The following is a 24,398-nucleotide window of genomic DNA, read 5'->3' on the forward strand; positions in this document are numbered from 1 at the left end:
GTTTAATCCCCCAACACGACCTCTACTATGGCAGATATTTCGGAAACTATCCAGCAGCCGCTCGAAGAAGCCTCCAAGAGCAGTATCAACGCCTTCGTCGCCCTCTTCGTCGCCATCACCGCAACCTTCATGGCCATCTGCAACGTAAAGGACGGCAATATCGTCCAGGCCATGGACCAGGCCCAGGCACACAGCATCGACTCCTGGTCATACTACCAGTGCCAAAAGCACCAAACAAGCTACAGTGGAAAGCGTTCTCGAACTGGCCAAACTCCAAAAATCAGCCGGCACCGACGACCTGATAAAAAATACGAAGCGCAGATCGCGCGCTACGACTCCGAAAAAGCTGCTATAAAGAAACAAGCGGAAGACTATCAGAAACAATACGACGACCTCAACCTCTTCGACGACCAGTTCGATATGACCGAGGCCCTCCTAACCATCTCCATAGCCATGTTCGGCATCGCCTCCCTCACCCAACGGAAATGGCTGCTCTGGTTCGCCAGCGGGATGAGCCTGCTCGGCATCATCTTCGGAATCACCGCCTTCTTCAAGGTCAGCCTGCACTCCGACTTCGTCTCAGGCATTCTCAGCTAAGCGCGGCCCGGCCCCCAAGGCGCGGCCTACATCTTCTTATACCCCTCCGGTATCACAAAATTATACGCCGGAGGCATCCTCGTCTGGTAATTCGTTAGCGTAATTACCTGACCCCCCGACTGACACTTCACCACAACCCCATCCCCGCCCGCACTCTTTATCTTATTCAGGATCATCGACCCCATCGGATAGTACACAAATATTCCCGCCAGACAAATATTCGAGCTGCCAAGATCTTTTGTGATCCACAGATCCCGCTGGTCCCCCTTTATCTTCACCACAAAATGCTGACACTCCAGCTTGCCGATCTTCTCAGCACCGACATTCGCCACGCTGATATCCCCATCGGCGAGCTTCATCTCCTTCTCCGTATTTAGCTGGCTAAAATCCCCCTCCGTATACGCGTGATGCTTGTCCAGAAAATGCACCTCCTTGTTGGTCGTAAAATCCAGCAGCGTATTGTCCTGCTCCTTCCCTTTGGTGATATCCGCGGCCCCCTCCTTCATCGGATAGATCTTGGACTCTATCTTCACCTTCGACTTCGTCTCATATAAGGTCATCATCACCTTGGTCTTCATTGTACAGTCATAAACCAACGTACCCTCGAACTGGGCAAACGATACCTGAAGAATGGTCAGTAAAGCGGCCAATACGGTTAGCTTCTTTTTCATACCTGGAGTGAATGGAAAGATCAAATTTACAACTTCCTCCCCTCCCCCCAAATTAAGATTATGGCTGCCGAAACTCATAAGTACCCGCCGTCAATCCCACCTTCTTCCACGGCAACTCCAGCTCCGCCGTCGCCCCAGGTGGCACCACCGCCGTATAAACGATCTTGCCTCCCACCGTCTTCCACGACGAAACGATCTCCCCATACGGACAATCATGGCTCGCCCTCAACTCCTCCAAACCCTTCGCAAAATGCGGACGCAGCAGAATATGCCTGAACCCAGGGTCACCCGCGTCCGGCAAGATCCCGCCCAACCCCTTGAACAGCCAGGCCCCGATCTCCCCAAACATGATATGATTCATTGATATATCGCTCTTCGCATCGATAGGCCAGTTCTCGTACAGCGTGGTGGCGCCGTTGACGATCCACCAGCCCCACGAGGGATAGGTTCGCTGCGTCGCAACAGTATAGGCAAGATCGGCATACCCGTTCTCGCTCAACGCACTCAGCAAAGCCTTTGTCCCCAGCAACCCCACATTCAGATGATTCCCGTCGGCCTGCACCCTATGCGCCAGGCTCGCAGCGACTCGCGCTTTCATTTCGGCGGGCACAAGCCCCCAGTACAACGGCATACACTGCTCGGTCTGTAACCCGCTGCCATAAACACCCTTCACCGTATCGAGCCACCTTGCCGTTAAACGCCTTCTTTATCTTCTCCGCAAGCGCCCAATACTTCTTTTCATCCCCTTTCTTCCCCAACAAACCCGCCGCCTTCGCAAGTATCGACGCATCCGCATAAAAATAGACCGTCGACGTGAACTCCACCGGCGGCTTCGTCGTCACCGGTATCCAATCCCCCAGCCCCCAGTCCGTCAGCCCCGTCGAACTCACTCCATTGTCCCCCCTCTCATCGATACGATCCACATATCTTCTGATATTCTCATAGCAATTCTCCAGCAACCGCGAGTCCCCATAAAACAAATAGATATTCCACGGTATTAGCGCGATCGTGCTCGTCCAGTCCGGACCATTCCCCCACTCATACCCCCACCCGTCCGTCGGCACTATCGAAGGCAGCACGCCATTGGGCTGCTGCTCATCCCGGTGGTCGGCCATCCACTTCTCATATACGTTGATCCCATTGAAATTGTAAAGCCCCGTCTCCACCGCGATATGCGCGTCTCCCGTCCAGCCATTCTTCTCCCGCTGCGGGCAATCTGTGGGATAGCCCATCAGGTTAGACAGATACGAGTTATTTGTGGCAGACCAGAGCCGGTTGACCAGCGTATCCGAACTTTCTATGCGGCCAACCGATGCTACATCGCTGTGCATGAACCAACCCGTAAGACTATTCGCATCCAGCACCACCCCCGGCGAGGACGACACGACCTCCACGTACTGAAAGCCCTTGTATCCCATCAGCGGCTTGAATACTTCCTCTCCCTTTCCGCTGAGGGTATAGATATCCGTTTGAAAAGGGTCTCCGTCGCCGACGGGCCGGTAGTGCACCGAAATATTCGACTGATCGACATGTCCGTTCGGATAAAGCCGCTCCCCATGCACCAGCCGCAGCCTCGTCCCCGCCGGGCCCTGGACATGCAGTTCACTCACACCCGCGATATTCCTCCCCAGGTCATAGACCCAGACGGTGTCGCTGAGCTTTTTACAGAAACCGGCGCTATCTTCTCCACATCCCGGATCGGCGGCAATACCTGCGCGACCACATTTCCCGACGGCGCACTCCGGAAGACCACTTCTTTCCACGCGCTATCATTAAATCCCGGTCTGTTCCATCCCGCCTGCTGGCGACGGTCGTCGACATGTTCCCCCGTATAAATGCTGTTGAAAACGATCGGACTCAATGAAGTTTTCCAGTCCTTCCCCGAAGAGATGGTCTCTACCGAACCATCGTCATACCTGATGCGAATATCCATGCAGAAACAGGGCCGTCCCCGCCACGGCGCCTCATGAAAATACCATACTGCCGTAGACTGCATATTGTACCATCCATTTCCCAGCAAAACACCCACCGCATTATCCCCCTGCTGCAGATAGCTGGTAATATCGTACGTCACATAAAGATTCCTGCGGTCGAAACGCGTATACATCGGGTCCAGCCGGTGATTCCCAACCTTTTCGCCATTGACATACAACTCATAAAGACCCGCCGCCGCTATATAGGCCCTCGCGGACCGAACCTTCTTCCCCATGCGGAAAGGCTTCCGGAAATACGCCGCCGGCCCCGTCCTTATATCCCTCGAGTCACTGATCCAGGCCCCCCTCCAGTTCGCCATCCCCATCATCCCCGTTTCAAAACTCGCCACCCCCGGCAATGCCCCCTTCTTCCCGTCTTTATCCCAGACTATAACCCGCCAGTAATATCGCGTCCACGGCCTGAGCCCCGGCCCCCCATAACTCACCAACTGCGCCGCCGACAACCTTCGACCCGACCTCCAAACACCACCATCGTCCCCCCTCTCCACCGATAAAGAATCCACCCCCACCACCACCTCATATGCCGACTGCACTGGCCCCCTGCCTCCCGTCTTTCAACTTCCACCCCAGCCGCGGATGCACCTCATCAATACCCAACGGATTCTCCAAATATTCACACCTCAGACCCACCGGCCGGCATGGCTCCTGCCCCATCCCAATCACATAACAACCAAATATTGCTAAACAGCTAAATAGATACCTCATGCCCAAATCTAACAAATATCCCAAACTGCCCATCCTGTACCTCCCTACCCCAGCCCCCTCTCAACCCGTCCCCGCAGAGTAACCGCTCTCCCTTATTCCTCCGGCCGCTGCATGAACATCCACCGCTGCCCCTCAAGATCCTCCGCCCTATACCTTGTGCCCGGCCCCCCATGCTCCAAACCCGTAAGGATCAGCGCGCCCCCTCACTCGCTACCCTGAAATGCTCCTCCACATCCGCAACATAAACCAACACCCCATTGATAATATACGGCACCTGATACCACCGCGCCGCCGGCGCATACTCCTGCCTCAACCGTTTTGGGCTCTGATACCCCGGCGTCGGAGAAGCCAGCATGATCACCTGGTCTCCCATCACAATCTCCCCATGAGACAACCTGCCGCCATCGTCCAGCCACCGAAGCTTCTCAGTAAAACCAAACACCTCGCAAAGCCACTCCATGGCGGCTACCCCGTTTTCATAGGCCAGCATCGGAATTATCAGTTGCATAACAAATAAGGATTTGCTACCTAAATTACCACTATTTTCTTCGTGATTTCCTTCACACCCCCGCACCCGCGGGCTAGTACCCCGGATTCTGCCCCAACCCAGGGTTCACCTGCACCTCCCTCGACGGTATCGCGTAAATCAACTTATTCTGCGTCACATTATACGACTGCGGCAACAAATACGGCAGCGTCGCCCGCTGCTTTACCCCATACGCAGACATCACCGTCAGCGCCTGCCCCGTCCTAACCAGATCAAACCACCTCTTATTCTCAAACGCCAGCTCCACCCTCCGCTCATGCGCGATCGTATCCCTTAGCGCAGACTGATCCGTCACCGTCGACGGCGCCAACCCCGCCCGCGCCCGCACCTGATTCAGATACGGCAGCGCCGCCGCCGACTGCCCCTGCTCATTCAACGTCTCCGCCAGCAGCAGCAGCACATCGGCATAACGATACACCGGCCAGTCATCATCGGTATTATAGATCAGCGGCGTCTTCAATGGCAAATGAAACTGTTTTTTGACAAATTTCTTGTACAGCTCCCCATTCTCCGCCGTCGTATCCGGATTCAAAATACTGATCACCCCATCCGGCTGAAAATCGGCATTGTCATCCAGTTTGCCCTTCACCACCCCTATACTCGCGTCCAGCCGCTTGTCCCCTTTCTCATAAGTAGTCACCAGATCATCCGTCGGCGTATTCCACCCACCCTCTGTATTGTTATAGTCCACGCCCAGGATATTGGTCGTATGCGGCGTGACCGGGATAAAATAGTAAATGAACTGGCTCGCCTGATTATCCGTCCCCGTCTTATACTGCACTTCAAATACTGATTCCTGATTATTTTTATTCGCCGGATCGAACACTGCCGCATAACTGGGCAAAAGCGCATACCCCATCTGCGTCACCGACTGCAGCAACGGCTGCGCCTTGTCGTACTGATGCAGGGTCATATACACCAGCGCGAGCTCGGTCGACGCCATCCCCTTCGTCACCCTGCCCGACTGCGGAAACCCGGACGGCGGCGCCAGCTTCGCCACCGCATCCGTCAGATCGGAAATGATCTGCCCATAGACACTGTCCACCGGCGACCGCCCGAGAAAGGCGTTCTGCGCATTCGTCACCTCATGCAGATATAAAGGGACGGCCCCATAACACCGGACCAGCTCAAAATAATAATGCGCCCTCAGCGCCTTCGCCTCCCCGATGATCTGGTTCTTCACCGAATCCACCATATCCGACGGCGGTGTAGCGAGCTTGTTCAGCACAATATCCGTCCGCTGAATACCCATATAATCAGCCGTCCACAACGCGAGTATCGTAGGATTCGCCGAATTGTCCATAAAATCCGATAACTGCTCGCTGGTCGCCCCGCCACGATCCTTCGAATTATAGTCATAATGCGTGTTGTCCGAACGCATCTCCTCCATATAAAAGGCCACATTCGCCGCATCCCGCAGCGGACCATAAGCCCCCGCCAACGCCTCCTGAAAATCACCGACACTCTTAAAAAAATTCCCCTCATTCACCTGTCCCTCCGGATACTTCGTAACAAAATCCTTTTTACAGGCCCCGAGCCCAAAAACCAAAACCCCCAGGACCCCACAAACAAAATAATATTTCATAAGAAAACCTTTAATAAGAGAAATAAAAATTCACTCAGAGGCTCACCAATAAACAAACCCATAACCGGGCCCCGGAGGGCTAAAAGTTTACGTTAGCCCCCACCATAAATACCCTCGGCACCGGATAAGACCCATTGTCCGTCCCACCCACAGTCGCCGCATCCTTCGAATCATTCACCTCCGGATTCTGCCCCGGATACTTCGTGAACATAAAAGCATTCTGCACACTTCCATATACCCTTATCCCCTTGATCGCGTGCAGCCACTCCCGGCCGAAGGTATACCCCAGCGTTATATTCTTCACAGCCAGGTAATCCCCGCTAAATACCCACGTCGAATTGATAGTCCGGTACAACTCGGTCGTATTCGCCAGCGTCCTCGGCACTCTTCCATTTCCCGGATTAGACTCGCTCCTCCAACGGTTCTGCATCTGCTTGTCGACATTAAAAACTCCATCCAGATTATACAGATTCTGCAAATTCACATTCCCGATCTTATTCCCCACCTGGCCCGCGATAAGCACGCCCAGATCGAAATTCTTATAGGTGAAATTGTTCGACATCCCATAGATGAACTTCGGGTTCGTCCGCCCGATAAAGGTCCGGTCATCGATATTGATGGTGTCGTCACCATTGACGTCCTTCATCTTCGCCGTACCTATCGCCGACGTCGCTTCCTTCGGAGACTTGTCCAAATCCGCCTGGTTCATATACAAACCCTCGAACACGTACCCGTACAATTCCCCGATCCGGTGTCCCACTGCGGTACGGTTGTAGTCGCTGTATTGGTTGAAACCTCCGATAGGCGTCCCGTTGACCAGCGATTTGACCTTATTGTCGTTGAAGGAAATATTGAAGTCCGTCGTCCACGTGAAATTATTCGACCGGATATTCTCCGAGCTGATCTGTATATCGTGACCCCATATGTTAAAAGCGCCCTCGTTATACTGTATCGACTCGTATCCGGACGCAAATGGGACAGGCAGCGGCGTCAGCATCCCCTCCGTTCGCTTGCTGTAATAGTCATAGCTGATATTGATCCGGCCATGCAGCAGCGCCAGCTCGGCGCCGATATCCAGCTGCTTCGAAGTTTCCCACGTAAGATCCGAGTTGCCCAGATTGGTGATCGACTCGCCCAATGTCGTCGCGCCGTTAAAAACATAATTCGTCGAGCTCAGCAGCGAGACCCAGGTATAATTACCGATATTGTTGTTTCCCGTAAGCCCATAACTGCCCCTGAACTTCAAAAAATTCAGCGCGCCCATCTTCGGAAAGAACTTCTCCTCGCTGGCTACCCACGCGACACTGACAGACGGAAAAGTTCCATATTTCTTGACCGCGCCGAACCGGCTACTTCCATCATTCCTGATCGTTCCCGAAATATAATACCGCTTCTTATAGTCATAGTTAACCCTCGCCAGCGCCGATGCCAGCGTCCATTCCTGGCTGTTGGTCGTACCCGTCGTCGTCGTCGCCGCCTGGATAAATGGGGTCTCGTCCGTTGCAAATCCCGTACCCGTCACAGTCCGAAGTGTCTGGTAGAACTTCTGGGTCGTATACCCCGCCAGGACTTCCAGCGAATGATTCCCGAATTTCGTATTGTAGTCGAGGGTATTCTCGTTCAGCCACGAGTAGGAATTGTTGGAATTGTTCATGGCAGTAGACTGCGTCGGCGACCGCGGAGGTACCTGTCCAAACAGACCAAACTGCGTCCCGTAATAAGCGTTGTAGTCCTGCGTAAGGATATTCCCGTTGATGCTCGACCTCGCCTTTAGTCCGCGCAGTATCTCCACCTCCGCATAGAGATTCCCCAAAAAATGAAAATTCGTCTGGTCATTGTCCATGATCTCCGCCTGCTGCAGATAGTTGGGCAATTTATACATGCCATAGCTAGCCGTGGAAGGTATCCATTTCCCGTCCTGCGTCTTCGGCTGTATCAGCGGCGAGCTCAGCTCCGCACCGGCCACCACCTGCCTGTTCCCGTTCAGCGCCAACTGCCCGCCCCTGGTATTGTGATCGATCTGGTAGGTGGGGGCAATATTGAGTCCCAGCTTTATCCGCTCGTTCGGCCGGTATTCCGTATTCGTTCGAAAAGCATAGCGCTTCGTCCCCGTATTGTAAAGAACCCCGCTCTGGTTGAAATAATTCATCGTCGTGCTGGAGGAGATCTTGTCGGTACCGTGCGAGATATTGACCGTATAGTTCTCCATCGGCGCGACGCGGACCAGCGCCTTATACCAGTCCTCGCCCTTCCCATACTGACTGGGATTGGCATAGTCCGCCGGTACCGTGGCCGTACCCGTCACAGGGTTCACCCAGTTCTCATAGGTTATCTTGTCCTCATAAAACCCTTTCATATAGGTGGCAAACTCCTGCGCATTCATCAGATTCGGATGACCGCGGTCCGGCACAGCCTGCAATCCGTAATAGGCATTGACACTGACACTGCTCTTCCCGATCTTCGCCGTCTTCGTCGTGATGAGTATAACGCCATTGGACGCCCGGCTGCCGTACAAAGAGGTCGCCGCCGCATCCTTCAGGACGCTGTACGACTCGATCTCATCGGGGTTGATCAGGTTGATATCCCCCGTTCCCCCCGTCGCATCGCTGTTCACCGGCTGTCCGTCCACGACGACCAGGGGCTGGTTACCCGAGTTCAGAGACGCAGCACCCCGTATCCGGAAAACGATCGACTGCCCAGGGAGACCGCTGGTCTGCTGTATCTGAATGCCGGCTACCTTGCCCTGCAGCTTCTGACCGAACTCCGTCGCATTGATATCTTTGACATCGGCGGCGTCGACCTTCGCCACCGAACCCGTGATATCCCGCTTCAGCTGCTTTCCATAGCTGACGGTCACCTGCTCGAGCGTATTCTCCTCCTTGGTGAGAGTAAGATTGATGGGTAATTTACTGTCTACACTGACCTCGGTCGTCTTATAACCGACATGGCTGAAGACCAGCGTCTGCAAAGGCGCCACCAGAATGGAAAAATTCCCTGTACTATCGGTCTGCGCAACTTTAGTCGTTCCCTTGATCGAAACGCTGGACCCCGACTGATCGGTGCCGCCACCCGACAAAATGATCTTCCCCGTTATTTTTATCTTGTTGCTGTCGCCTACTGATGTATCTGCAGCGGCGCCGGACGAATCCTTCAGATCCGAAGCCCTCAGCTTCGCCGTATCCTTCACGGGCTTCCCCGGAACAGTATCTTTCGCCGGCGGTGGTTTTTTACCGGTAGTATCCTGCGCATTCAGACTAAAACTCAAAAACGTCAGTAAAAACAATAGTAATAAGGTGACTCCGGCCCTCAAGGACGCGGCGACTCCGGCTGATGTACAAATTGCCATAAACAGCCAATGATTTTAGTGTTAAACTCAATATTATGTCACTACGCTTCCCGCAGCAGGCCTTCGGCCATACTTCCGCGACACGCGTTTTCCCCGGGTTAAAATCCGGTTCAATTTTTCAATTTTTATCGGGAAACTGAGGAGATGGGGGCATCAGAACGTCTGTACTCTCCGGCTCAGGACTCTGGGTGGTGGGACTCGTCCAGCTATGCCTCAAACAAATACCTTGCCACTACGAATACGTGTCTCGTTCGCAGGTATACGAAGTTGTAAAAAATAATTTAGAGGATATTTTTCCCCACGGATACACATATCCTGGTACCGTTGCCGATCCCGCTATGTATCGTCAGCTCTCCATTGATGGAGGCCGCCCGCTCGCGCATACGCACCAGGCCGGGCTTGCGCTTCTGTAGTTCGGCATCAAAACCTTTACCATCATCCGAGATCACCATCCGCACCCTGTCGTCACTCTCTTCGATCACGACCCGCGCACCGCTCGCCTGTCCATGGCTGAGCGTATTCGATAGACATTCCTGACAGATCCGGAACAGGTCGGTCTTGACCTCATTGCTGAGCGCCGATTCGTCAAACGACCCTTCATAAAAACACGACAACCCGTTCATCAACGAAAACTCCCGGCAATACCAGGCCAGCGTAGCACCCAGCCCAAGATGCCCCAGCATATTCGGGCTGATGGCGAACGAAATTCGCCTTATCGCCTTTATCAGCCGCTGTCCCACCGTCGACGCATGTTCGATCTTCGTCCTCGCAACAGGAGACAACTCGTAGGCATTGCTCTTGATCCACTCGATATCCGTCTTCAACACTTCAGCCAGATGCGCCAGCTCCTCCTGTAATTCGTTTGCCAGCGTCTTCCTGTCCTCTTCGATGCTGCTTTTGAAATGCGTGGCCAGCCCCTTGAACTTCTTGTACTTCTCCACAACCTCCAGCTCTTCCTCCTTCCGCCCGGTGATATCCTTTGCAATGGCGAACACCACCTCATCTTCCGGAAAATAGATCGAGGTCCATTCCAGCCAGACCGTAGCCCCGGCCTTCGTCACATACCTGTTCTGAAAATTCAATAGATTCTTCCCCCGCAGCAGCTCGGACCTGCGCGTGGCGGTAAAATGTCTATCTTCCGGGTGAATGAAATTGGAAATGGGCACCGACATCAGCTCCGGCTCACTATAGCCCAGCTTGTCGATCACAGCCTGATTGACCTTCTTGAAATACCCGTTCCGATGGGCAATACAAACCAGGTCCGGCGTCTTTTCGAAGAAATTGGATACAGCTAGTTCGGGTTGTGGCACGCGCAAATTCGGGGTCATGTTCTCCAATATACTTATAATTTTCTATACTGCGGGGGCATCCAATGCTCCTTCCCGTTCTTTTAATGTCCGCGTTCAGCTCATTTGATATCCAGTGCATGATCGGCCTTCACACTGTCCATCCCTCCCCATACTTTCACCGACGTCCACGGCACAGCCGGCGCCCGCCAAAATTCATCCTCAGGCCCCAGCCCCAGCGGCAAAAACACCTCCGAACAAAGATAAAGACTTCCTCCCGTGATATAACCATCCGCCAGTCCCTCCTGATGTCCATGCAGGCCGATATTGAGCCACCCCCGCGAACTAAACGTCTCCGCAGCCCCCAGGGTCTTTTTGATCACCGCCGTCAGCGCGCCACGCACCTGACCCGCCGGCAGCGACACCGGCAGCTGCCCCCGCCATGCCATATCCGCCAGCTGATGGAACGCACCGCAACGGTAAGTGATCGAACGCCCAGTCACCGGGAAACTGCCGTCTTCATTGACCATTCGCTCCTGTATCTCAGCATACCGCCGCGTGATCCTGTCCAGCTTCTCCCCAAATGCCCTGTACCTCGATCCGGCAACACCGACCACCATCGACAAATAAGGCTGTATCACATAGCTGTTGTAATAGTCGTCATGATAGCTCATGCCGTCGGAAAAAGTCCCGTCTCCAACATACCAGTGCTCCGAGAACTGACGTACCGCGTATTCGATCCGCACCGGATCGTAGTCATAACCGTATTTGCAGAAGAAAGTCTCTACCATCGCAGAGAACAATACCCAGTTGTTATAAGGCGGGACAGTACTTCTTGTCAGCCTCAGCGCCTCCACAACCCGGCCCCTGACTGCCGGGTCAAGATGCTCCCACAACCACGGACAACGTATCAGTCCCAACGCAAAAAAGGAGGCGTCCACCAGTGGCTGCGCCCCCGTCCATACCATATAGTCTTTTGAAGAAGGGTCCACGGAATTAGCCACCGCCTTCAGCGCCCACGCTCTGTACTGACGCCTCAGCGCGACCTCATCCTTGTCACCGGCCTCGGCATTCAGCCAGGGCCCGATCCCACTGAGCAACCGCCCCCACGCCTCCAGATAGCTCACCCGGCTCCGGGTCTCTTTGTTGTCGGAGATCCTCGACAATACCACCGGCATGGTCGCTTTCAACCGGTCCTCCGCCAGTGCCGAGACCACAGGCCTCGCCACCTTGTCCATATAATTCAGCCAAACCTTCCTTTCCTCCTGAGCCCATCCAATGTGACTAACTACAACCAGAGCGGCAAGCAATATTCTTTTTTCATCAATTGTATTTAAATATAGCTCAGCCACCATTTCGTCGCCTGATACGATCGTTTGTAGTTGTCAAACCACTTACACATCGGGTACAGGACAACAAGGAGGCCAACCCAAACTAAATATACGACAACCAGCGGGAATCCGTATCCCTTTAGTCCCGGCTCGTCATTCACAGCCATCTTCAGCACCATTTCCGACAACGGTCTGCCGCGGATAACTACCCCAACAAGCGCCAGCACATGGATCAGCAGGATATGCGCCAGATAATAGAACATCGCCGTCCGGCCAAACACCGCGATCCTCTCCCCCAAAACCTTCCCTCCCCCACGACCTCCTTTCCGCCACCGCAAGAAAGATCATAGCGGGTCCAATCGTCATCAACACATATAACAGGGAAGGAGGAAATGCGTCACCCACCTCGTAAAGAATAGCACAGCACTGGTCCTGCCAATATCCGTCGGGCTAAATAGAAATGCTTCCTTATGAAAATAGTCACGGACATGATCGAGGGCCATGATGATCATGACAATCCCCCGAAGCAGGTCCAGCGACCCGATACGCCGTCTCAAACTCAATATTTAAAATGCTCCTTCACCTTGGTCAGGAACAACTCCTTCTTCCTGCGGCTGACTTCGATCTCCATTCCATTACTCATGATCACCGTCCCCCCTTCTCCGCGGATATATTCCTTTACGTGCAGAAGATTGATCAGATAGGATTTATGGATCCGGAAGAAGATGGTGTCGGCCAAAAGACGGTCGTAGTCGAACAACGGCTTGGAAATAATGATGGTCTTGTTGTCGACAAGCCGGAATATCGTATAGCTCCGCTGCGCCTCGCAATAGACGATCTCCTCCAGTTTGACCACCGAAAAACCCTTCAGCGTCGGCAGACAAAGACGCATCTCCATCGGAGAACCTACCTTGTTGATATTGTGCAGCAGCGTCTCCGTCTGCTCCGGATCCTTCTCCTGCCTCACCCGCTCCTTAGCCCTCATCACCGCCTCTATCAGCCGGTCCTCATCGACCGGCTTCATCAGATAGTCGACCGCGCTGAACCGCAAAGCCTGCAGCACATACTCGTTATGCGCCGTGACGAAGATGACCTTGAAATTCATCTCGGTCAGCCCGGCCAGCATCTCCAGCCCGCTCTTCCCCGGCATCTGGACGTCCAGAAAGACAAGGTCCGGCTTCAGCTCGCCCAGCTTTTGTTCAGCCATCACCGCATTTGAACAGGTAGCCACGATCTCTACTTCCGGACAGTGCAGCTCAAGCAGTTTCTTTAACGTACGTATACCGTCCGGTTCGTCATCGACCAGGATTGCTCTCATATGTATAGTTTATTGGTTATAACTTTAAATCTTAGTACGACACGCGTCCCCGACCTGCTGCTGTCGATATTCTGCAGATCTGTGATCTCCAGCGTACATCCCGTATCGTATTTCTCGTTCATGATCTTTATCCGGTTGCGAAGATTGCTCAGCCCTACACTTTTATGACTCGGATTGCTCATCTTCTTCAGCTGCTCGCTCTTATTGATACCGATCCCGTTATCCTCGATACTGCAATAGATCATCCCCGCGCTCCGGAAGAATCGGATCGTAAGATTCTTCTCCCCGTTCTTATACATCAGCCCATGCCAGATAGCATTCTCCGCCAGCGGCTGAATCATCAGCGTCGGGATCAGCGTGTCCTCCCGGTCGATATCCTCGTCGACGATCACCTCGAAGCAAAAACTATCCCCGAATCGTAGCTTCTCCATCACCAGATAATTCTCCGAGATGCTCGATATTCTCATACAGGGTAGTAAAGATCTCCTTGGATTGATTCAGCGTCGTCCGGATCATATTGGCGAACTTGCTCAGATAGCGCGACGCCTTCTGCCGCTCGTCGTTAAGGATCATCCCCTTGATACTGTTCAGACAGTTGAAGATAAAATGCGGGTTCATCTGCGTCTGCAGGGCCGACAGCTGCGCCTCGGCCAGCTGCTGGTTGATGACAGTGATCTCCCGCTGGTGGCTCTCCAGCGACTGTTCGGACTCGATCTGCTTGATCTTCGCGCCCACCAGCGCGGCAATAGTGATCAGGATCTTCATGTCTCTCTCCTTGAAATAGTCGGCCACCGGATGCTCTGAGTCCAGCACCCCGATCAGTTCCTCATTGTGCATGATCGGCACCGTGATCTCGCTCAGACCCGGAATATTGTCCACCCGGTAGCGCCGGTCCTTCCTCGTGTCGGCCACCACGATCGGCTCCCTGGTTTGCATCACATAACCGACCAGCCCCTGCCCCGGATAGACATCAAAGCTCTGTGTCGCCAGCAGCGCCGGAGTCCCCTTGGGACCATAGGCCGCCCGCTGCACCATCTTCGTCTTGTCGGCATTCCATAAATAAATGATACAGTCCACATATCCCAGCCGGCTGATCAGATTGTCCATAACGTCCCACAGCACGTCGGTTATATCGGTCTTGTCGGTAAGGGATGACGAGAAATAGTTGATGATCTGCTCCAGCTCCAGCCGGTTCTTGTATTCCTCCGCTATCAGCTGCTGCACCTGCGAATACTCCCGCTCTTTCCTCCGAACCGAATTGACCCTCGTCTTATACACCAGGATGATCACTCCCGTCACTCCTGCCACAAGCAGCACGATGAACCACGTCGTCTTCCAGTAGGGCGGCTTTATATAGATATGCAGCGACCTCACCTGCTGCGGCCAGTGGTTGTTGGCGGAATACAGTTTGATCTGTATAGGATGCATTCCCCAGTGCAGACTCGTAAGCGTGATCAGGTTCTGCGTATTCAGGTCCTCCCATGCCGTGTCGCTTCCATGCATCATCCGCCAGGCATAACGGTTCTCCTCGGGATCGTTGAAATTGACGGTGTTGAAATGGATCGACATATTGTTCTGGTTATACGCCAGCCTGATCTCCTTCTCCGTCGGCACGATCAGCGAATCCCGGACCTGCATCTTCTCGACGAACAGCGCCGGCGCGACCTTGTGCGAAAGCCCGAGGTCCGGAACAAAAGAGATCAGCCGGTGCCTGGCGCCGATATACATTTTATTCTCCACCTTGTCGTAGTAGCTCGCCCCTTACGCCATGTCGTAAGATTGACGGAAGGAAGACCATCCGCATAGGTCGAGCTGCTGAACCGAATAACTCCGGACATTAAAGGCCGATATCCCGTTGTCCGTACCCAGCCATATATTGTCCCCGATAACCGGCGAGCTCGTGATCGTATTTCCGTCTATCAGATTATTCTCCTCCTGCCGCAGGTACATCGTATTCGTCGTACAATTATACTGGATGATCTCGTTGTCGTAGGAAGACAGCCAGAGATTGTTCTTTTCGTCCCGCCCGAGGATGAACATATAGTTGCGTAACGATTTGCTCACACCGGGATAAGGGATCAGAGTATCTACCGCCTGTTTCTTCACGTTCCAGCGGCACAGGCCGTCGCCCGCCAGCCAGATATTGCCCTGCATGTCCTCCGCCATGCTGAATGCAAAAGTTATCTTCAGTTGCGGGTTATGTTCCGGCCCCGACTGGTCCGAAAAAGTTCCGGAGGCGCGGTCATACCGGACAAGTCCGTTCGAGCTGGTTGAACCCCATCCAGATATTCTTCTTCGAATCTACCAGCACACTCGTTGTATTGGTCTGCTCCATCCATTTCAAAGCCGGAGGAATGGCTACACGTCCATAGTGGTAATTCTTTTTATTTACCCATACGACGCCCGAACTGGTCGTCAGCCATAACGTATCCTCCGCATAGGGGATCACGTCATAAACAGTATTGCTGTACACGAACTGAGGTGCAAATTCCACCCGCTTCCTGATCGTCAGAGTCTTCTTGTCGAGGACCAGCAGTCCTCCTCCATTGAGCAGCCCGGCGTATATCGAAGACCCATCGACATAGAGGCTCCTTATCGCATGGTCTACCATAAAAGGAGACTGCAGCGACAGATCAGTGACCGAAAAGAAAGACCCCTGCAGGTTCTCCTTGTACAGCCCATCGGCCGTGCCTACCCACAAGCGCGACTCCCTGTCCCTGTATACCGTCGTACACTGGATGCCCTTGAAATATTTTTGGCCGTCACTGGTCAGCCTCTTCGCCCGCGAATCGTAATGGAAGACATAGAACCCATTGGTTCTGCACGTCATAACCAATACACTATCATTTATATATGAAAGATCGCTGTACCAGCCCAACTCCGAGTCGATCGAGAAGGGCATCATGTTCGGCACACCCTGGGCAGAGTTGATGTCTACTACGTTGATGGAATTCTTCTCCCGGTCAAAAATGAACAATTCATTCTTCCTTCCGACCCAGGCAGGTCGTAGTTCGCCAACGTCATTGGTCATCTGCTTCCTCAGCACCTCCCGCCGTCGCATATATGCCGTATCGATCGTGTTGAACACGGGATTGTAGATCGTACCGATCAGGTCATTGATCTGCAGCGTCGACCCGTCGGATAACATCCCCGCCCGAATCCCAAAGACCATCTCTTTTACCCCCACATCGGCCGGAATATAGTGGTCATAACGGTTGATCAGCTTCCCCGCCCGGTTAAAAACATACATACCGGTCTTGGTTGACACTATATAATTTCCCAGCTTGTCTCTTATGATCCCTGTACCATGATTGGCCCAGAAATAGATGACAGAATCACAGGGGACGATGAGCTCCCTGATACGCCCACGAATAGGGTTGAAAGCGAACGCCCCAGCCCGCGTTACCCCAATGATCTCAGAATCAGATGGATGTCCCAGCTGCACCACAAAATTACTTGGCAAGTGGCGACTGGGGCGACCCCTTGAATACCGACTGAAAAATTTTCCCGTCAAATCGGTTCAACCCCTTGTGCGTAGCCACCCAGATATACCCCAGGGAATCCTCTTCGATCCCCGATATATAATTATTGGAAAGCCCCTGCAACCGCGTATACCGGCTGAAATTGCTCTGGTCAAAACACTGCGCCCCCACCCCGCCGCCGGACAATAGGATCAAAGCCCCCCAGCGGGATTAAAATGGAGAGTTTAGGTAGTCGCATGAGGCGCAATAATTTTAATTTAAAGGTAACACACTTGCCAATATAAATTAATGCGTCCGGGCTCATCCCATTTTATGTCCTGCCATTGGGAAACCTATTCCCAGCACTGATACCCTGGGACCCGCCGATGGTTAAAGCCCCGGTACCAAATATTCTTAGGGTTGCGTCCACCCCCTTCCCATTCGGAAAAATACTGGGGCCGTTGGGAAATGTGCCTGCATGGAATATGACTGCCTTTTTACTTTCGCGCAGGTAAACCTTCCCCATGTATAAGATCGACTTCTTTCCCGAGGTTTCAGAAGAAGCCAAATGCCTCTTGCTGAACATCGCCCGCATAAAGGAGTATAAGCGAAAAGACTACCTTCTGCGGGAGGGTCAGGTATGCAAGCGCCTCTACTTCATCCAGAGCGGCCTGCTCCGCACTTTCTATAACAACACCGGCAAAGACGTCAACCTCCACTTTGCCACCGAAGGCCAGTTCTCTACCGATATTAAGAGCCTCAGACGCCAAATCCCCTCGGAACTCTGGATCCAGGCCTACGAACCCACCACCGTCCTCGAATTCGACGCCAACAACCTCCTCAGCCTATACGCCCGCTCCGAAGAGATCCAGGAAATTGGCCACCGGCTCATGGCCCAGCTCCACCAGGAACTGCTGGAACACACCGACCTCATCAACCTGCTTTCCCCCGGCGATCGCTACCTCTACCTCCAGCGCTGCCGCCCCGACCTCGTCCGGCGCATATCCCTCACCCACCTCTCCTCCTACATCGGCATCTCCCGCGAAACCCTCAGCCGCCTCAAAAATCCATAAAAGGATCCCCACAACAGTCACAAATCCCGCCGGTCACCCACCCCCCAAAAAAATCCCCCGATCTGTCACAAATCACCCGGCTATCTTGTCTACTGTGATATGTTGAACAAATCCGACATCTTTTTAGAATACAAACCCCTCTTATTCTCAATAGCCTACAATATGTTAGGACACGTTGACGAGGCGGAGGAGATGGTACAGGACAGCTTCCTCAAATGGATGGACGTGGAAATAGCCAGCGTCCGCCAGCAAAAGGCCTTTCTCGTGAAAATGGTCACCAACGCCTGCATCAACCACATGAACAGCGCCCGCGCAAGAAGGGAAAAATATGTCGGCATCTGGCTGCCCGAGCCCCTGCAGAACTACGCCCCCGACTCCGGCCAGGCGCGAATAGAGAGCTATCACGCCCTCTCGATCGGCATGCTCGTCCTGATGGAAAAACTCACCCCCAGGAAAGAGCCATCTTCCTGCTAAAAGAAATATTTGCCTATGATTATTACGAGTTGGGGGAGATCTTTAACAAAAGCACCGACAGCTGCCGCCAGATCCTCAAAAGGGCAAAAGAAAACCTCGGCAAAGACAAAAAAAGATTCGAGATCGACCTGAAAGTCCACGAAAAAGTGCTCCAGAATTTCCTCCGTGCTATCGACGAGGGCAATATGGAAGACCTCATCGACCTCCTCAAACAGGACATCCAGATGGTCACCGAAGGCGGCGGGGCGGGCCTCACCCTCAAAAACCAGCGTCTCAGGGCCCTGCCCAAACCGATTCTTGGAAAAGAGAACGTCTCCAGACTCATACTCACCCTTTTACCCAAGATCCGCGAATCCGTCCCCAACTTCACCGAAGACATCACCTTCGCCAATGGCATGCCCTGTATCATCACCTACTCGGGCGACCAGCCGCTAAGCCTCGTTGCCCTCGAGACCGACGGCGAACAGATTCGGAATATCTACGTCCAGACCAACCCGGAAAAGCTGAAACATTTTAAGAAATAGACCCGTACACCCGGCCCTCTCGTAGGCAACACGATCCGATTAAACCCAACCCCACCCCGAGCGGTTCACGACCTGAACAAATGATCATCAGAACAATATAACACCAAAAGAAAAAACACAAGTATGAATTCCCAGACACTTCTCAACCCGGCCCTCATCATCCACATCAGCGGCTTCACCATCATGGCGGGTACCATCGTCGCCGACTACGTCATCAGCCGCCGCCTCAGCAAATTCCTTGTATCGGACAAACAAAAAGCCATCGCCGTCCTCGACACAACCTCGGGACTCGGCAGGCTCATCGGCATCGGCGGCGCCCTCCTCCTCATTACCGGCGTCTGCATGGTCATCATCTTCAAAGGCACCGTGTCCCAGATGCTATGGTTCAAAATTAAGATGGTCCTGGTTTTGCTGGTCATTATCAACGGGACTGCCGTACTGGCACGCGGCACCGGACGGCTGCGCAAAATGCTCGAACCCAACAGCACAGCCAACAACGGTCAGATCACCAGCCCTGAAAAGCAGGCTCAACACCTTCCATTTTCTGGAGATCCTGCTGTTCCCGCTAATCTTTATACTCAGCGTCATCCGTTTCTAAATACATCGCTTATGAAAATTCTAGTCATCGGGGCCTGCCGGAGGCATCGGCCACGAGGCCGTGCGGCTGGCGCTTAAAGAAGGCCCATCACGTCACCGCCGTCCTGCGAAATCCGGCAAAACTATCCATCAGCCACACCAGTCTGACCATCGTAAAAGGCGATATCCTCCAACCCTCGACCTACGAACCCTCTGCTCGCGGGGACCGACCTCATCTTCTCCGCCATCGGCGTCACCGGCGCCAATTTCTTCAACGACAAGCCGACCACCCTGTATTCCGAAGGCAACGCCAGCCTCGTCGCAGCCATGCAGCGCACGGGCGCCAAAAGAGCCTTCTTCATTTCCGCCAGCGCCGTCGAGATCAGCCCCGTACTCCCCTTCTACGTCCGATTTGTAGCAAAATACATCATCCAGAAGATCCTCCGCCATATGTACGCCGACCTTCGAAAAATGGAGGCTACTATAAAGGCCACCGAACTTGACTGGACCATCATCCGTCCCCCGCAGCTGACCGACGGCCCCGCCACCGGCCACTATCGGTCATCCATAAATGCCTTTCTGAAGAACGCCCTCAAAATATCCCGCGCCGACGTCGCCCACTACGTCATCCACAACGCCTTCAACGAAGCCACATTCAAAGGCATCGTCGAAATAGGCTACTAGCCGAAAAACCACCGAACGAAAAAAGCGCCCGCAAAGGCGCTTTCACGTTATATACACCTGGTTCGTCAAATTCAAGTCCGCTCACGCGTCCCAAATGGACTCCGTCCATTTACAGTACCGGCTTACCATCAAAAGTCACCGACTTCAGCAGCGCATCCCCAACCTTAACGGCAGCAGGAGACAGCGGAGCATAGTTCAACCCCGTGCTGAACTTCTGACCGTCATGGATCATCCACTGCAGCAGCTTCATCATATTCGCTGCGCGGGCACCTTGCTGCGGCTGTTGTAACTCTGTTCCTTGTAGAGTACAACCCAGGAGAAGCCGGAGATAGGGTAACCATCGACCGCGTCCGTGTTGGTCAGAGATACCTTCGAGTCGGCGGGGATCGCGATATTGGCGGCAGCGCTGACGCTGGCCGTGCTGGCCACGACGAACTTCCCTGCCTTGTTCTGCATCGTTGCATAAGGCATCGAATTCTGAACGGCATAAGCCAGCTCGATATACCCGATAGCGCCCGGAGTCTGCTTGATCAGACCGGCTACGCCCTCGTTACCCTTCCCACCGATGCCGGCGGGGCCAGTTGACGGCGGAACCCTTTCCAACCTTGCCGTTCCAGTCATTGCTGACCTTGGCAAGATAAGTCGTAAAGATATTCGTGGTACCGCTGCCGTCACTGCGATGCGCGATCAGGATGGCGGTGGAAGGCAGACTAACACCCTTGTTGATAGCGGCGATCTTGCCGTCATTCCACTTGGTGATATTGCCGAGGAAAATATCAGCCAGTACCGACGGGGTCAGCATCAGCGGCTTCGTCACCTCGGGGAGGTTATAGCTCAGCACAACCGCGCCGGCCGTTACGGGAATATGTATCGCCGGGCCCGTCAGCGCCGAGTCCTGCTTCCCGCTCATCGGAGCATCCGTCGCACCGAAATCCACCGTCTTGTTCGTCAGCTGCGAGATCCCCGCACCCGAACCTACGGACTGATAATTGATCTCGACACCGGTCTTCGAGTTATAATCGGCAAACATCTTGGTAAATAAGGGGTAGTCGAAAGTACTACCGGCGCCGATCAGTTGCTTGTCATCCTGAAAATCAGCGGTCCTGGGGGCCAGCATACTCATGCTGATTGCAGCTACTACAACACCTGCAGCTGCGGTCCTCGGTTCCGGACAAATGAAGCTTCATTTGATTTAAAAGTTTAGTTAGTTAAGAGAATTTCATAGATAGCCTGGACCGCAAAAGAAAATCTATTAACCAGCATTTCACCAAAATCCACTTTATCGTAATATTATCATTTTCAGCCCCCAGGACGGAGGCTATTTCGATCCCCAGGCAGGGTGGTTATCGCAAACCGAAGAAAATACACAAGGAAAGGACCACAACTCCCGCATTAACAAGCATCGGTCCCACAAAATCCCGGCGCCCCACAATCCTCCCGATCAGCGAGAAAAGAAAAAGCGCCAGTCCCACCATCGGTGTAAATATCAGGACCATTACCCCCAGCCCCGGCGTACACGGCCCACTCGGCGCCACCCTCTCCAACACCCACGCCGCCACACAATAGACCGCATAAAAAATAACGGTCCGGACAGTATACTTTCTTCCATTACCCATGGTCATATTATATAGGACAGAATTACAAACACTACCGAGCTTACAATGTAATAGACTATAAATTTCCCGTTTCGTTCCCTCCGCTCCTGCGGTTCCTTCTTGAAATCATCCATTCTTTTGGAGATCTTTCGCCGGTTCAACCCGAGCAGCATCATTACGCCGAACGTCACTATGAAAAGTATTATTCCATTGACCGAGGATCAGCAGCGGAGGAACTTCCAGATCCGATCCCGTAAAATAAATGACAGATCTCGTTACGTAATTGAAGATGGCCGCCAAATTCAGCGCCAGAAAGAGGGCAGGCGGGGCATCCGATCTATGTCGCGAATTATTGAATTGACAGGTTCTGTAATAAAAATAGTACAGCAAGCTCATAGCATAGGAGGTTCAAAGCCTAAATGTATAAAATCATACGTCATTGACCCAGAAAAATAAAAAGAAATTAGCCATATCCACTCCCCCTAATTACCAGCTATTTAGACGCCCCCCTGTCCCATATAGTAATTCCCCTCGTAAAACCCGCTATGAGATGCCGGCTCCGGCAGCGCTATCTTTGACGGATAGTTGCCTTAACAGGTTACTATAATTTCCTTACGGGTCACCACGCAGCTGTTATTGAAAAACCCTTATTACCGTACCCACAGCACGCAGTGATCATTCCCACCAATATTCTATGTTAGCCTTCGCTTAAACATCCAACCACTGGGGCCGGCATTGTTTTACCCAAAAATTAAAACGATGTTGAAGTCATCAGTACCCTTTTGTATTTGTTCCGTGGCGTTGATCCTCGTCCCGCCACCCAAGGCTGATTCCGGCCAGTCCTCGGTAGAATTGCCGAAGACCGTGCCCTACACCACAGCCAAAACCAAAAGCTTCCTCCCATACACGGGCGAAAAAGAATAATTTCTCCGTCACACCTCCTGACCGGCAGGGGATGAAATTCGTCAATCATTATATAAAGAACAATGACGACGACCTGCTGATCCATCAAAAAAAGGAGCGAAGGCCCCTTTACCATCATCGATTCCGTACTCAACCACTACGGCCTGCCCCTTCAACTGAAATACCTCGCCGTCATCGAGTCCGAGCTAAAACCCTCGGCCCTTTCCCGCGTCGGCGCAAGAGGCCCTGGCAGGCTGATGCCCGGTACCGCCCACGAACTCGGATTGAAGGTCAACCACCGGTCGGACGAACGCACCAACTACTATAAAAGCACAAGAGCCGCGGCAAAATACCTCAAGGACCTGCACCGCGAATTCGGAGACTGGCTCCTCGTACTCGCCGCCTACAACGGCGGACCCTGCCCGTCTACAACGCCATCCACAGAGCGCACAGCAAAAATTTCTGGATGCTCCAGCAATACCTCCCCGCCGAGTCGAGAATGCACGTAAAAAGATTCATCGCAACCGCCTACTATTTCGAACGCGCAGACTCACTGAACAGGACACTCCAGTCCCAGACTGCGCAGGCACAACCCCGGTCCCAGGGCACACTGGCCCAAATCCAGTCCCGGACCACACTGGCTCAAACCCAGTCGCCCACCACCGGCACACTAGCCCAGACCACGGCGTCCTTTGCTCAGACTACATCCATCAGGACCCTGGCCGGCGAGACGGCCGACGAAAAATTCAACCGTCTCATGAAAGTGTCCGCAGCTTCTCTCAAAACCTCACACGAACTTCTCTCATACTAAACCAGCACAACAGGAACACAACCCGCCGGCAACGGCGGGTTTTTTCATTCCGGACCCACCCCAGTCACCGGCGCCCCGACCAATCCCCATTCCTCCGGCTCCGTAATTCGTCGTACCTTCCCCCTAGTAGAAGATCGCCACCCCTACAACGTCAACATGAGCGTCAACGGCCGCCTCCCCGTCCTCCTCCGCTTGGCTCGAAGAGTCCGCACCCGGACATCGCCTGCCTCCGTGAACTAAAAGCTCCCCAGGGAAGAATTCCCCGAACAGGCCATCCGCGACGCCGACGCTACCACGCCATCTGGCACGGACAAAAGAGCTGGAATGGCGTCGCCATCCCTCTCCCGCAAGTCCCAACCCGTCGAGATCCGCCAGCGTCCTCCCCTGGCGACCCCGAAGACAGCCACAGCCGCTATATCGAGGCGGAAGTGAACGGTCTGACAATAGCCTGCCTCTACCCGCCCAACGGCAACCCAGCCCCCGGCCCCAAATTCGACTACAAACTCAACTGGTTTCGCCGCTCCTCACCACCCACGCCGCCGAACTGTTCGCCTCCGGCAAACCCGTCATCCTCACCGGCGACTACAACGTCATGCCCACCGAGATCGACGTCTACAAGCCCTCCAGCTAGGTCGACGACGCACTCTTCCGCCCCGAGACCCGCCTCGCGTTCCAGTAACCTCGTCGCACAGGGATGGACAGACGCCATACGCCACCTCCACCCCGACGAAAAGATCTCATACTTTCTGGGACTACTTCCGCAACGCCTTCGCCCGCAACGCCGGCCTGCGCATCGACCACTTCCTCCTCACCCCCACAACTCGCCAAACGCCTCAAATCAGCAGGCGTAGACCGCGACGTACGGGGCTGGGAAAATCCAGCGACCACGCCCCCGTCTGGATTCAGCTTTCGTAAAT

Annotated in this window: 30 protein-coding genes and 1 pseudogene; 9 read left to right on the forward strand and 22 right to left on the reverse strand. The window is 53.7% G+C overall.

Annotation, left to right across the window (positions count from 1 at the left end):
* The first annotated feature begins 27 nt into the window (after nt 1–27).
* Complete coding sequence (locus ACQ86N_RS33695) at nt 28–597, forward strand: DUF4337 domain-containing protein (RefSeq protein ID WP_431210873.1); 570 nt, start codon at nt 28–30, stop codon at nt 595–597.
* A 26-nt stretch (nt 598–623) separates the two neighbouring features.
* Here the strand turns inward: ACQ86N_RS33695 and ACQ86N_RS33700 are convergent, their stop codons facing one another.
* The 17 genes and pseudogenes from ACQ86N_RS33700 to ACQ86N_RS33780 form a co-directional block, all read right to left on the reverse strand.
* A complete protein-coding gene (locus tag ACQ86N_RS33700) occupies nt 624–1,268 on the reverse strand; it encodes a DUF4412 domain-containing protein (RefSeq protein ID WP_431210874.1) in 645 nt (214 codons plus the stop codon).
* 58 nt (nt 1,269–1,326) lie between these two features.
* Nucleotides 1,327–1,629 (reverse strand): alpha-L-rhamnosidase C-terminal domain-containing protein, encoded by a 303-nt coding sequence (locus ACQ86N_RS33705; RefSeq protein WP_431217702.1) that lies wholly within the window; start codon nt 1,627–1,629, stop codon nt 1,327–1,329.
* Between the two features lie 15 nt (nt 1,630–1,644).
* Nucleotides 1,645–2,878 (reverse strand): annotated as a pseudogene (locus ACQ86N_RS33710) (family 78 glycoside hydrolase catalytic domain); the annotation flags it as partial.
* Complete coding sequence (locus ACQ86N_RS33715) at nt 2,875–3,795, reverse strand: alpha-L-rhamnosidase N-terminal domain-containing protein (RefSeq protein ID WP_431210875.1); 921 nt, start codon at nt 3,793–3,795, stop codon at nt 2,875–2,877. The gene ACQ86N_RS33715 and the pseudogene ACQ86N_RS33710, both read right to left, overlap by 4 nt.
* A gap of 362 nt (nt 3,796–4,157) precedes the next feature.
* Nucleotides 4,158–4,475, reverse strand: a complete 318-nt coding sequence (locus ACQ86N_RS33720; protein ID WP_431210876.1) for a VOC family protein — start codon at nt 4,473–4,475, stop codon at nt 4,158–4,160.
* A 73-nt stretch (nt 4,476–4,548) separates the two neighbouring features.
* A complete protein-coding gene (locus ACQ86N_RS33725) occupies nt 4,549–6,099 on the reverse strand; it encodes a RagB/SusD family nutrient uptake outer membrane protein (RefSeq protein ID WP_431210877.1) in 1,551 nt (516 codons plus the stop codon).
* 79 nt (nt 6,100–6,178) lie between these two features.
* Complete coding sequence (locus ACQ86N_RS33730; RefSeq protein WP_431210878.1) at nt 6,179–9,364, reverse strand: SusC/RagA family TonB-linked outer membrane protein; 3,186 nt, start codon at nt 9,362–9,364, stop codon at nt 6,179–6,181.
* A 362-nt stretch (nt 9,365–9,726) separates the two neighbouring features.
* Nucleotides 9,727–10,773, reverse strand: coding sequence for a PAS domain S-box protein (locus ACQ86N_RS33735; RefSeq protein WP_431210879.1), 1,047 nt, complete (start codon nt 10,771–10,773; stop codon nt 9,727–9,729).
* A gap of 80 nt (nt 10,774–10,853) precedes the next feature.
* Nucleotides 10,854–12,086, reverse strand: a complete 1,233-nt coding sequence (locus ACQ86N_RS33740) for a DUF2264 domain-containing protein (protein WP_431210880.1) — start codon at nt 12,084–12,086, stop codon at nt 10,854–10,856.
* Nucleotides 12,065–12,361, reverse strand: a complete 297-nt coding sequence (locus tag ACQ86N_RS33745; protein WP_431210881.1) for a hypothetical protein — start codon at nt 12,359–12,361, stop codon at nt 12,065–12,067. The genes ACQ86N_RS33740 and ACQ86N_RS33745 overlap by 22 nt, the downstream gene beginning before the upstream one ends.
* 66 nt (nt 12,362–12,427) lie before the next feature.
* Nucleotides 12,428–12,619 carry a hypothetical protein gene (locus ACQ86N_RS33750; protein WP_431210882.1) on the reverse strand — a complete coding sequence of 64 codons (192 nt, stop codon included), beginning with the start codon at nt 12,617–12,619 and terminating at the stop codon, nt 12,428–12,430.
* A gap of 2 nt (nt 12,620–12,621) precedes the next feature.
* Nucleotides 12,622–13,380 carry a LytR/AlgR family response regulator transcription factor gene (locus ACQ86N_RS33755; RefSeq protein WP_431210883.1) on the reverse strand — a complete coding sequence of 253 codons (759 nt, stop codon included), beginning with the start codon at nt 13,378–13,380 and terminating at the stop codon, nt 12,622–12,624.
* Nucleotides 13,377–13,811: a sensor histidine kinase gene (locus ACQ86N_RS33760; protein WP_431210884.1), complete on the reverse strand. Its 435-nt coding sequence runs from the start codon at nt 13,809–13,811 to the stop codon at nt 13,377–13,379. The genes ACQ86N_RS33755 and ACQ86N_RS33760 overlap by 4 nt, the downstream gene beginning before the upstream one ends.
* Complete coding sequence (locus tag ACQ86N_RS33765) at nt 13,786–15,120, reverse strand: histidine kinase (RefSeq protein ID WP_431210885.1); 1,335 nt, start codon at nt 15,118–15,120, stop codon at nt 13,786–13,788. Before ACQ86N_RS33765 ends, ACQ86N_RS33760 begins: the two co-directional genes overlap by 26 nt.
* A gap of 21 nt (nt 15,121–15,141) precedes the next feature.
* A complete protein-coding gene (locus ACQ86N_RS33770; RefSeq protein WP_431210886.1) occupies nt 15,142–15,534 on the reverse strand; it encodes a hypothetical protein in 393 nt (130 codons plus the stop codon).
* Nucleotides 15,535–15,622: 88 nt separating this feature from the next.
* Entirely contained in the window at nt 15,623–16,648 is a 1,026-nt protein-coding gene (locus tag ACQ86N_RS33775) for a hypothetical protein (RefSeq protein WP_431210887.1), read from the reverse strand.
* Nucleotides 16,649–16,832: 184 nt separating this feature from the next.
* Complete coding sequence (locus ACQ86N_RS33780) at nt 16,833–17,057, reverse strand: two-component regulator propeller domain-containing protein (RefSeq protein WP_431210888.1); 225 nt, start codon at nt 17,055–17,057, stop codon at nt 16,833–16,835.
* A 308-nt stretch (nt 17,058–17,365) separates the two neighbouring features.
* Here ACQ86N_RS33780 and ACQ86N_RS33785 point away from each other — a divergent pair, with 308 nt between their 5' ends.
* From ACQ86N_RS33785 to ACQ86N_RS33800, 4 genes are all read left to right on the forward strand, one after another.
* Complete coding sequence (locus ACQ86N_RS33785) at nt 17,366–17,914, forward strand: Crp/Fnr family transcriptional regulator (protein ID WP_431210889.1); 549 nt, start codon at nt 17,366–17,368, stop codon at nt 17,912–17,914.
* A gap of 99 nt (nt 17,915–18,013) precedes the next feature.
* On the forward strand, nt 18,014–18,388 hold the full coding sequence (locus ACQ86N_RS33790; protein ID WP_431210890.1) for a sigma factor: 375 nt from the start codon (nt 18,014–18,016) through the stop codon (nt 18,386–18,388).
* 29 nt (nt 18,389–18,417) lie between these two features.
* Nucleotides 18,418–18,912 carry a hypothetical protein gene (locus tag ACQ86N_RS33795; RefSeq protein ID WP_431210891.1) on the forward strand — a complete coding sequence of 165 codons (495 nt, stop codon included), beginning with the start codon at nt 18,418–18,420 and terminating at the stop codon, nt 18,910–18,912.
* Between the two features lie 123 nt (nt 18,913–19,035).
* Nucleotides 19,036–19,587, forward strand: coding sequence for a hypothetical protein (locus ACQ86N_RS33800; RefSeq protein WP_431210892.1), 552 nt, complete (start codon nt 19,036–19,038; stop codon nt 19,585–19,587).
* A gap of 44 nt (nt 19,588–19,631) precedes the next feature.
* On the opposite strand, the gene ACQ86N_RS33805 is transcribed toward ACQ86N_RS33800, so the two are convergent.
* Entirely contained in the window at nt 19,632–19,826 is a 195-nt protein-coding gene (locus tag ACQ86N_RS33805) for a hypothetical protein (protein ID WP_431210893.1), read from the reverse strand.
* Here ACQ86N_RS33805 and ACQ86N_RS33810 point away from each other — a divergent pair.
* Nucleotides 19,735–20,172: an NAD(P)-dependent oxidoreductase gene (locus tag ACQ86N_RS33810; RefSeq protein ID WP_431217703.1), complete on the forward strand. Its 438-nt coding sequence runs from the start codon at nt 19,735–19,737 to the stop codon at nt 20,170–20,172. The two genes, ACQ86N_RS33805 and ACQ86N_RS33810, sit on opposite strands and share 92 nt — an antisense overlap.
* Before the next feature lie 109 nt (nt 20,173–20,281).
* Here the strand turns inward: ACQ86N_RS33810 and ACQ86N_RS33815 are convergent, their stop codons facing one another.
* From ACQ86N_RS33815 to ACQ86N_RS33830, 4 genes are all read right to left on the reverse strand, one after another.
* Nucleotides 20,282–20,425, reverse strand: coding sequence for a hypothetical protein (locus ACQ86N_RS33815; RefSeq protein WP_431210894.1), 144 nt, complete (start codon nt 20,423–20,425; stop codon nt 20,282–20,284).
* A complete protein-coding gene (locus ACQ86N_RS33820; RefSeq protein ID WP_431210895.1) occupies nt 20,422–20,775 on the reverse strand; it encodes a substrate-binding domain-containing protein in 354 nt (117 codons plus the stop codon). Before ACQ86N_RS33820 ends, ACQ86N_RS33815 begins: the two co-directional genes overlap by 4 nt.
* On the reverse strand, nt 20,723–21,289 hold the full coding sequence (pstS, locus tag ACQ86N_RS33825) for a phosphate ABC transporter substrate-binding protein PstS (RefSeq protein WP_431210896.1): 567 nt from the start codon (nt 21,287–21,289) through the stop codon (nt 20,723–20,725). Before pstS ends, ACQ86N_RS33820 begins: the two co-directional genes overlap by 53 nt.
* Before the next feature lie 226 nt (nt 21,290–21,515).
* The gene (locus ACQ86N_RS33830) at nt 21,516–21,794 is read right to left on the reverse strand and encodes a hypothetical protein (protein WP_431210897.1); all 279 of its coding nucleotides are present in this window, start codon (nt 21,792–21,794) and stop codon (nt 21,516–21,518) included.
* 1,052 nt (nt 21,795–22,846) lie between these two features.
* Here ACQ86N_RS33830 and ACQ86N_RS33835 point away from each other — a divergent pair.
* The 3 genes from ACQ86N_RS33835 to ACQ86N_RS33845 all read left to right on the forward strand — a co-directional run bounded on the left by ACQ86N_RS33835 (nt 22,847) and on the right by ACQ86N_RS33845 (nt 24,332).
* A complete protein-coding gene (locus ACQ86N_RS33835) occupies nt 22,847–23,179 on the forward strand; it encodes a lytic transglycosylase domain-containing protein (RefSeq protein ID WP_431217704.1) in 333 nt (110 codons plus the stop codon).
* Nucleotides 23,137–23,481 carry a hypothetical protein gene (locus tag ACQ86N_RS33840; protein ID WP_431210898.1) on the forward strand — a complete coding sequence of 115 codons (345 nt, stop codon included), beginning with the start codon at nt 23,137–23,139 and terminating at the stop codon, nt 23,479–23,481. Before ACQ86N_RS33835 ends, ACQ86N_RS33840 begins: the two co-directional genes overlap by 43 nt.
* Before the next feature lie 428 nt (nt 23,482–23,909).
* Nucleotides 23,910–24,332: a hypothetical protein gene (locus ACQ86N_RS33845; protein WP_431210899.1), complete on the forward strand. Its 423-nt coding sequence runs from the start codon at nt 23,910–23,912 to the stop codon at nt 24,330–24,332.
* Nucleotides 24,333–24,398: the final 66 nt, after the last annotated feature.

Source organism: Puia sp. P3, from assembly GCF_050632245.1.
Taxonomy (GTDB): Bacteria; Bacteroidota; Bacteroidia; order Chitinophagales; family Chitinophagaceae; genus Puia.

Excerpts from the sequence above, each read along its gene's own strand:
- ACQ86N_RS33695 (WP_431210873.1), top strand. The coding sequence starts at position 28 with ATGGCAGATATTTCGGAAACTATCCAGCAGCCGCTCGAAGAAGCCTCC.
- ACQ86N_RS33700 (WP_431210874.1), bottom strand. The coding sequence starts at position 1,268 with ATGAAAAAGAAGCTAACCGTATTGGCCGCTTTACTGACCATTCTTCAG.
- ACQ86N_RS33705 (WP_431217702.1), bottom strand. The coding sequence starts at position 1,629 with ATGAATCATATCATGTTTGGGGAGATCGGGGCCTGGCTGTTCAAGGGG.
- ACQ86N_RS33720 (WP_431210876.1), bottom strand. The coding sequence starts at position 4,475 with ATGCAACTGATAATTCCGATGCTGGCCTATGAAAACGGGGTAGCCGCC.
- ACQ86N_RS33725 (WP_431210877.1), bottom strand. The coding sequence starts at position 6,099 with ATGAAATATTATTTTGTTTGTGGGGTCCTGGGGGTTTTGGTTTTTGGG.
- ACQ86N_RS33735 (WP_431210879.1), bottom strand. The coding sequence starts at position 10,773 with ATGACCCCGAATTTGCGCGTGCCACAACCCGAACTAGCTGTATCCAAT.
- ACQ86N_RS33740 (WP_431210880.1), bottom strand. The coding sequence starts at position 12,086 with ATGGTGGCTGAGCTATATTTAAATACAATTGATGAAAAAAGAATATTG.
- ACQ86N_RS33755 (WP_431210883.1), bottom strand. The coding sequence starts at position 13,380 with ATGAGAGCAATCCTGGTCGATGACGAACCGGACGGTATACGTACGTTA.
- ACQ86N_RS33760 (WP_431210884.1), bottom strand. The coding sequence starts at position 13,811 with ATGGAGAAGCTACGATTCGGGGATAGTTTTTGCTTCGAGGTGATCGTC.
- ACQ86N_RS33770 (WP_431210886.1), bottom strand. The coding sequence starts at position 15,534 with ATGCAGGGCAATATCTGGCTGGCGGGCGACGGCCTGTGCCGCTGGAAC.
- ACQ86N_RS33785 (WP_431210889.1), top strand. The coding sequence starts at position 17,366 with ATGTATAAGATCGACTTCTTTCCCGAGGTTTCAGAAGAAGCCAAATGC.
- ACQ86N_RS33790 (WP_431210890.1), top strand. The coding sequence starts at position 18,014 with ATGTTGAACAAATCCGACATCTTTTTAGAATACAAACCCCTCTTATTC.
- ACQ86N_RS33800 (WP_431210892.1), top strand. The coding sequence starts at position 19,036 with ATGAATTCCCAGACACTTCTCAACCCGGCCCTCATCATCCACATCAGC.
- ACQ86N_RS33815 (WP_431210894.1), bottom strand. The coding sequence starts at position 20,425 with ATGATGAAGCTGCTGCAGTGGATGATCCATGACGGTCAGAAGTTCAGC.
- pstS (WP_431210896.1), bottom strand. The coding sequence starts at position 21,289 with ATGCTGGCCCCCAGGACCGCTGATTTTCAGGATGACAAGCAACTGATC.
- ACQ86N_RS33830 (WP_431210897.1), bottom strand. The coding sequence starts at position 21,794 with ATGACCATGGGTAATGGAAGAAAGTATACTGTCCGGACCGTTATTTTT.
- ACQ86N_RS33840 (WP_431210898.1), top strand. The coding sequence starts at position 23,137 with ATGCTCCAGCAATACCTCCCCGCCGAGTCGAGAATGCACGTAAAAAGA.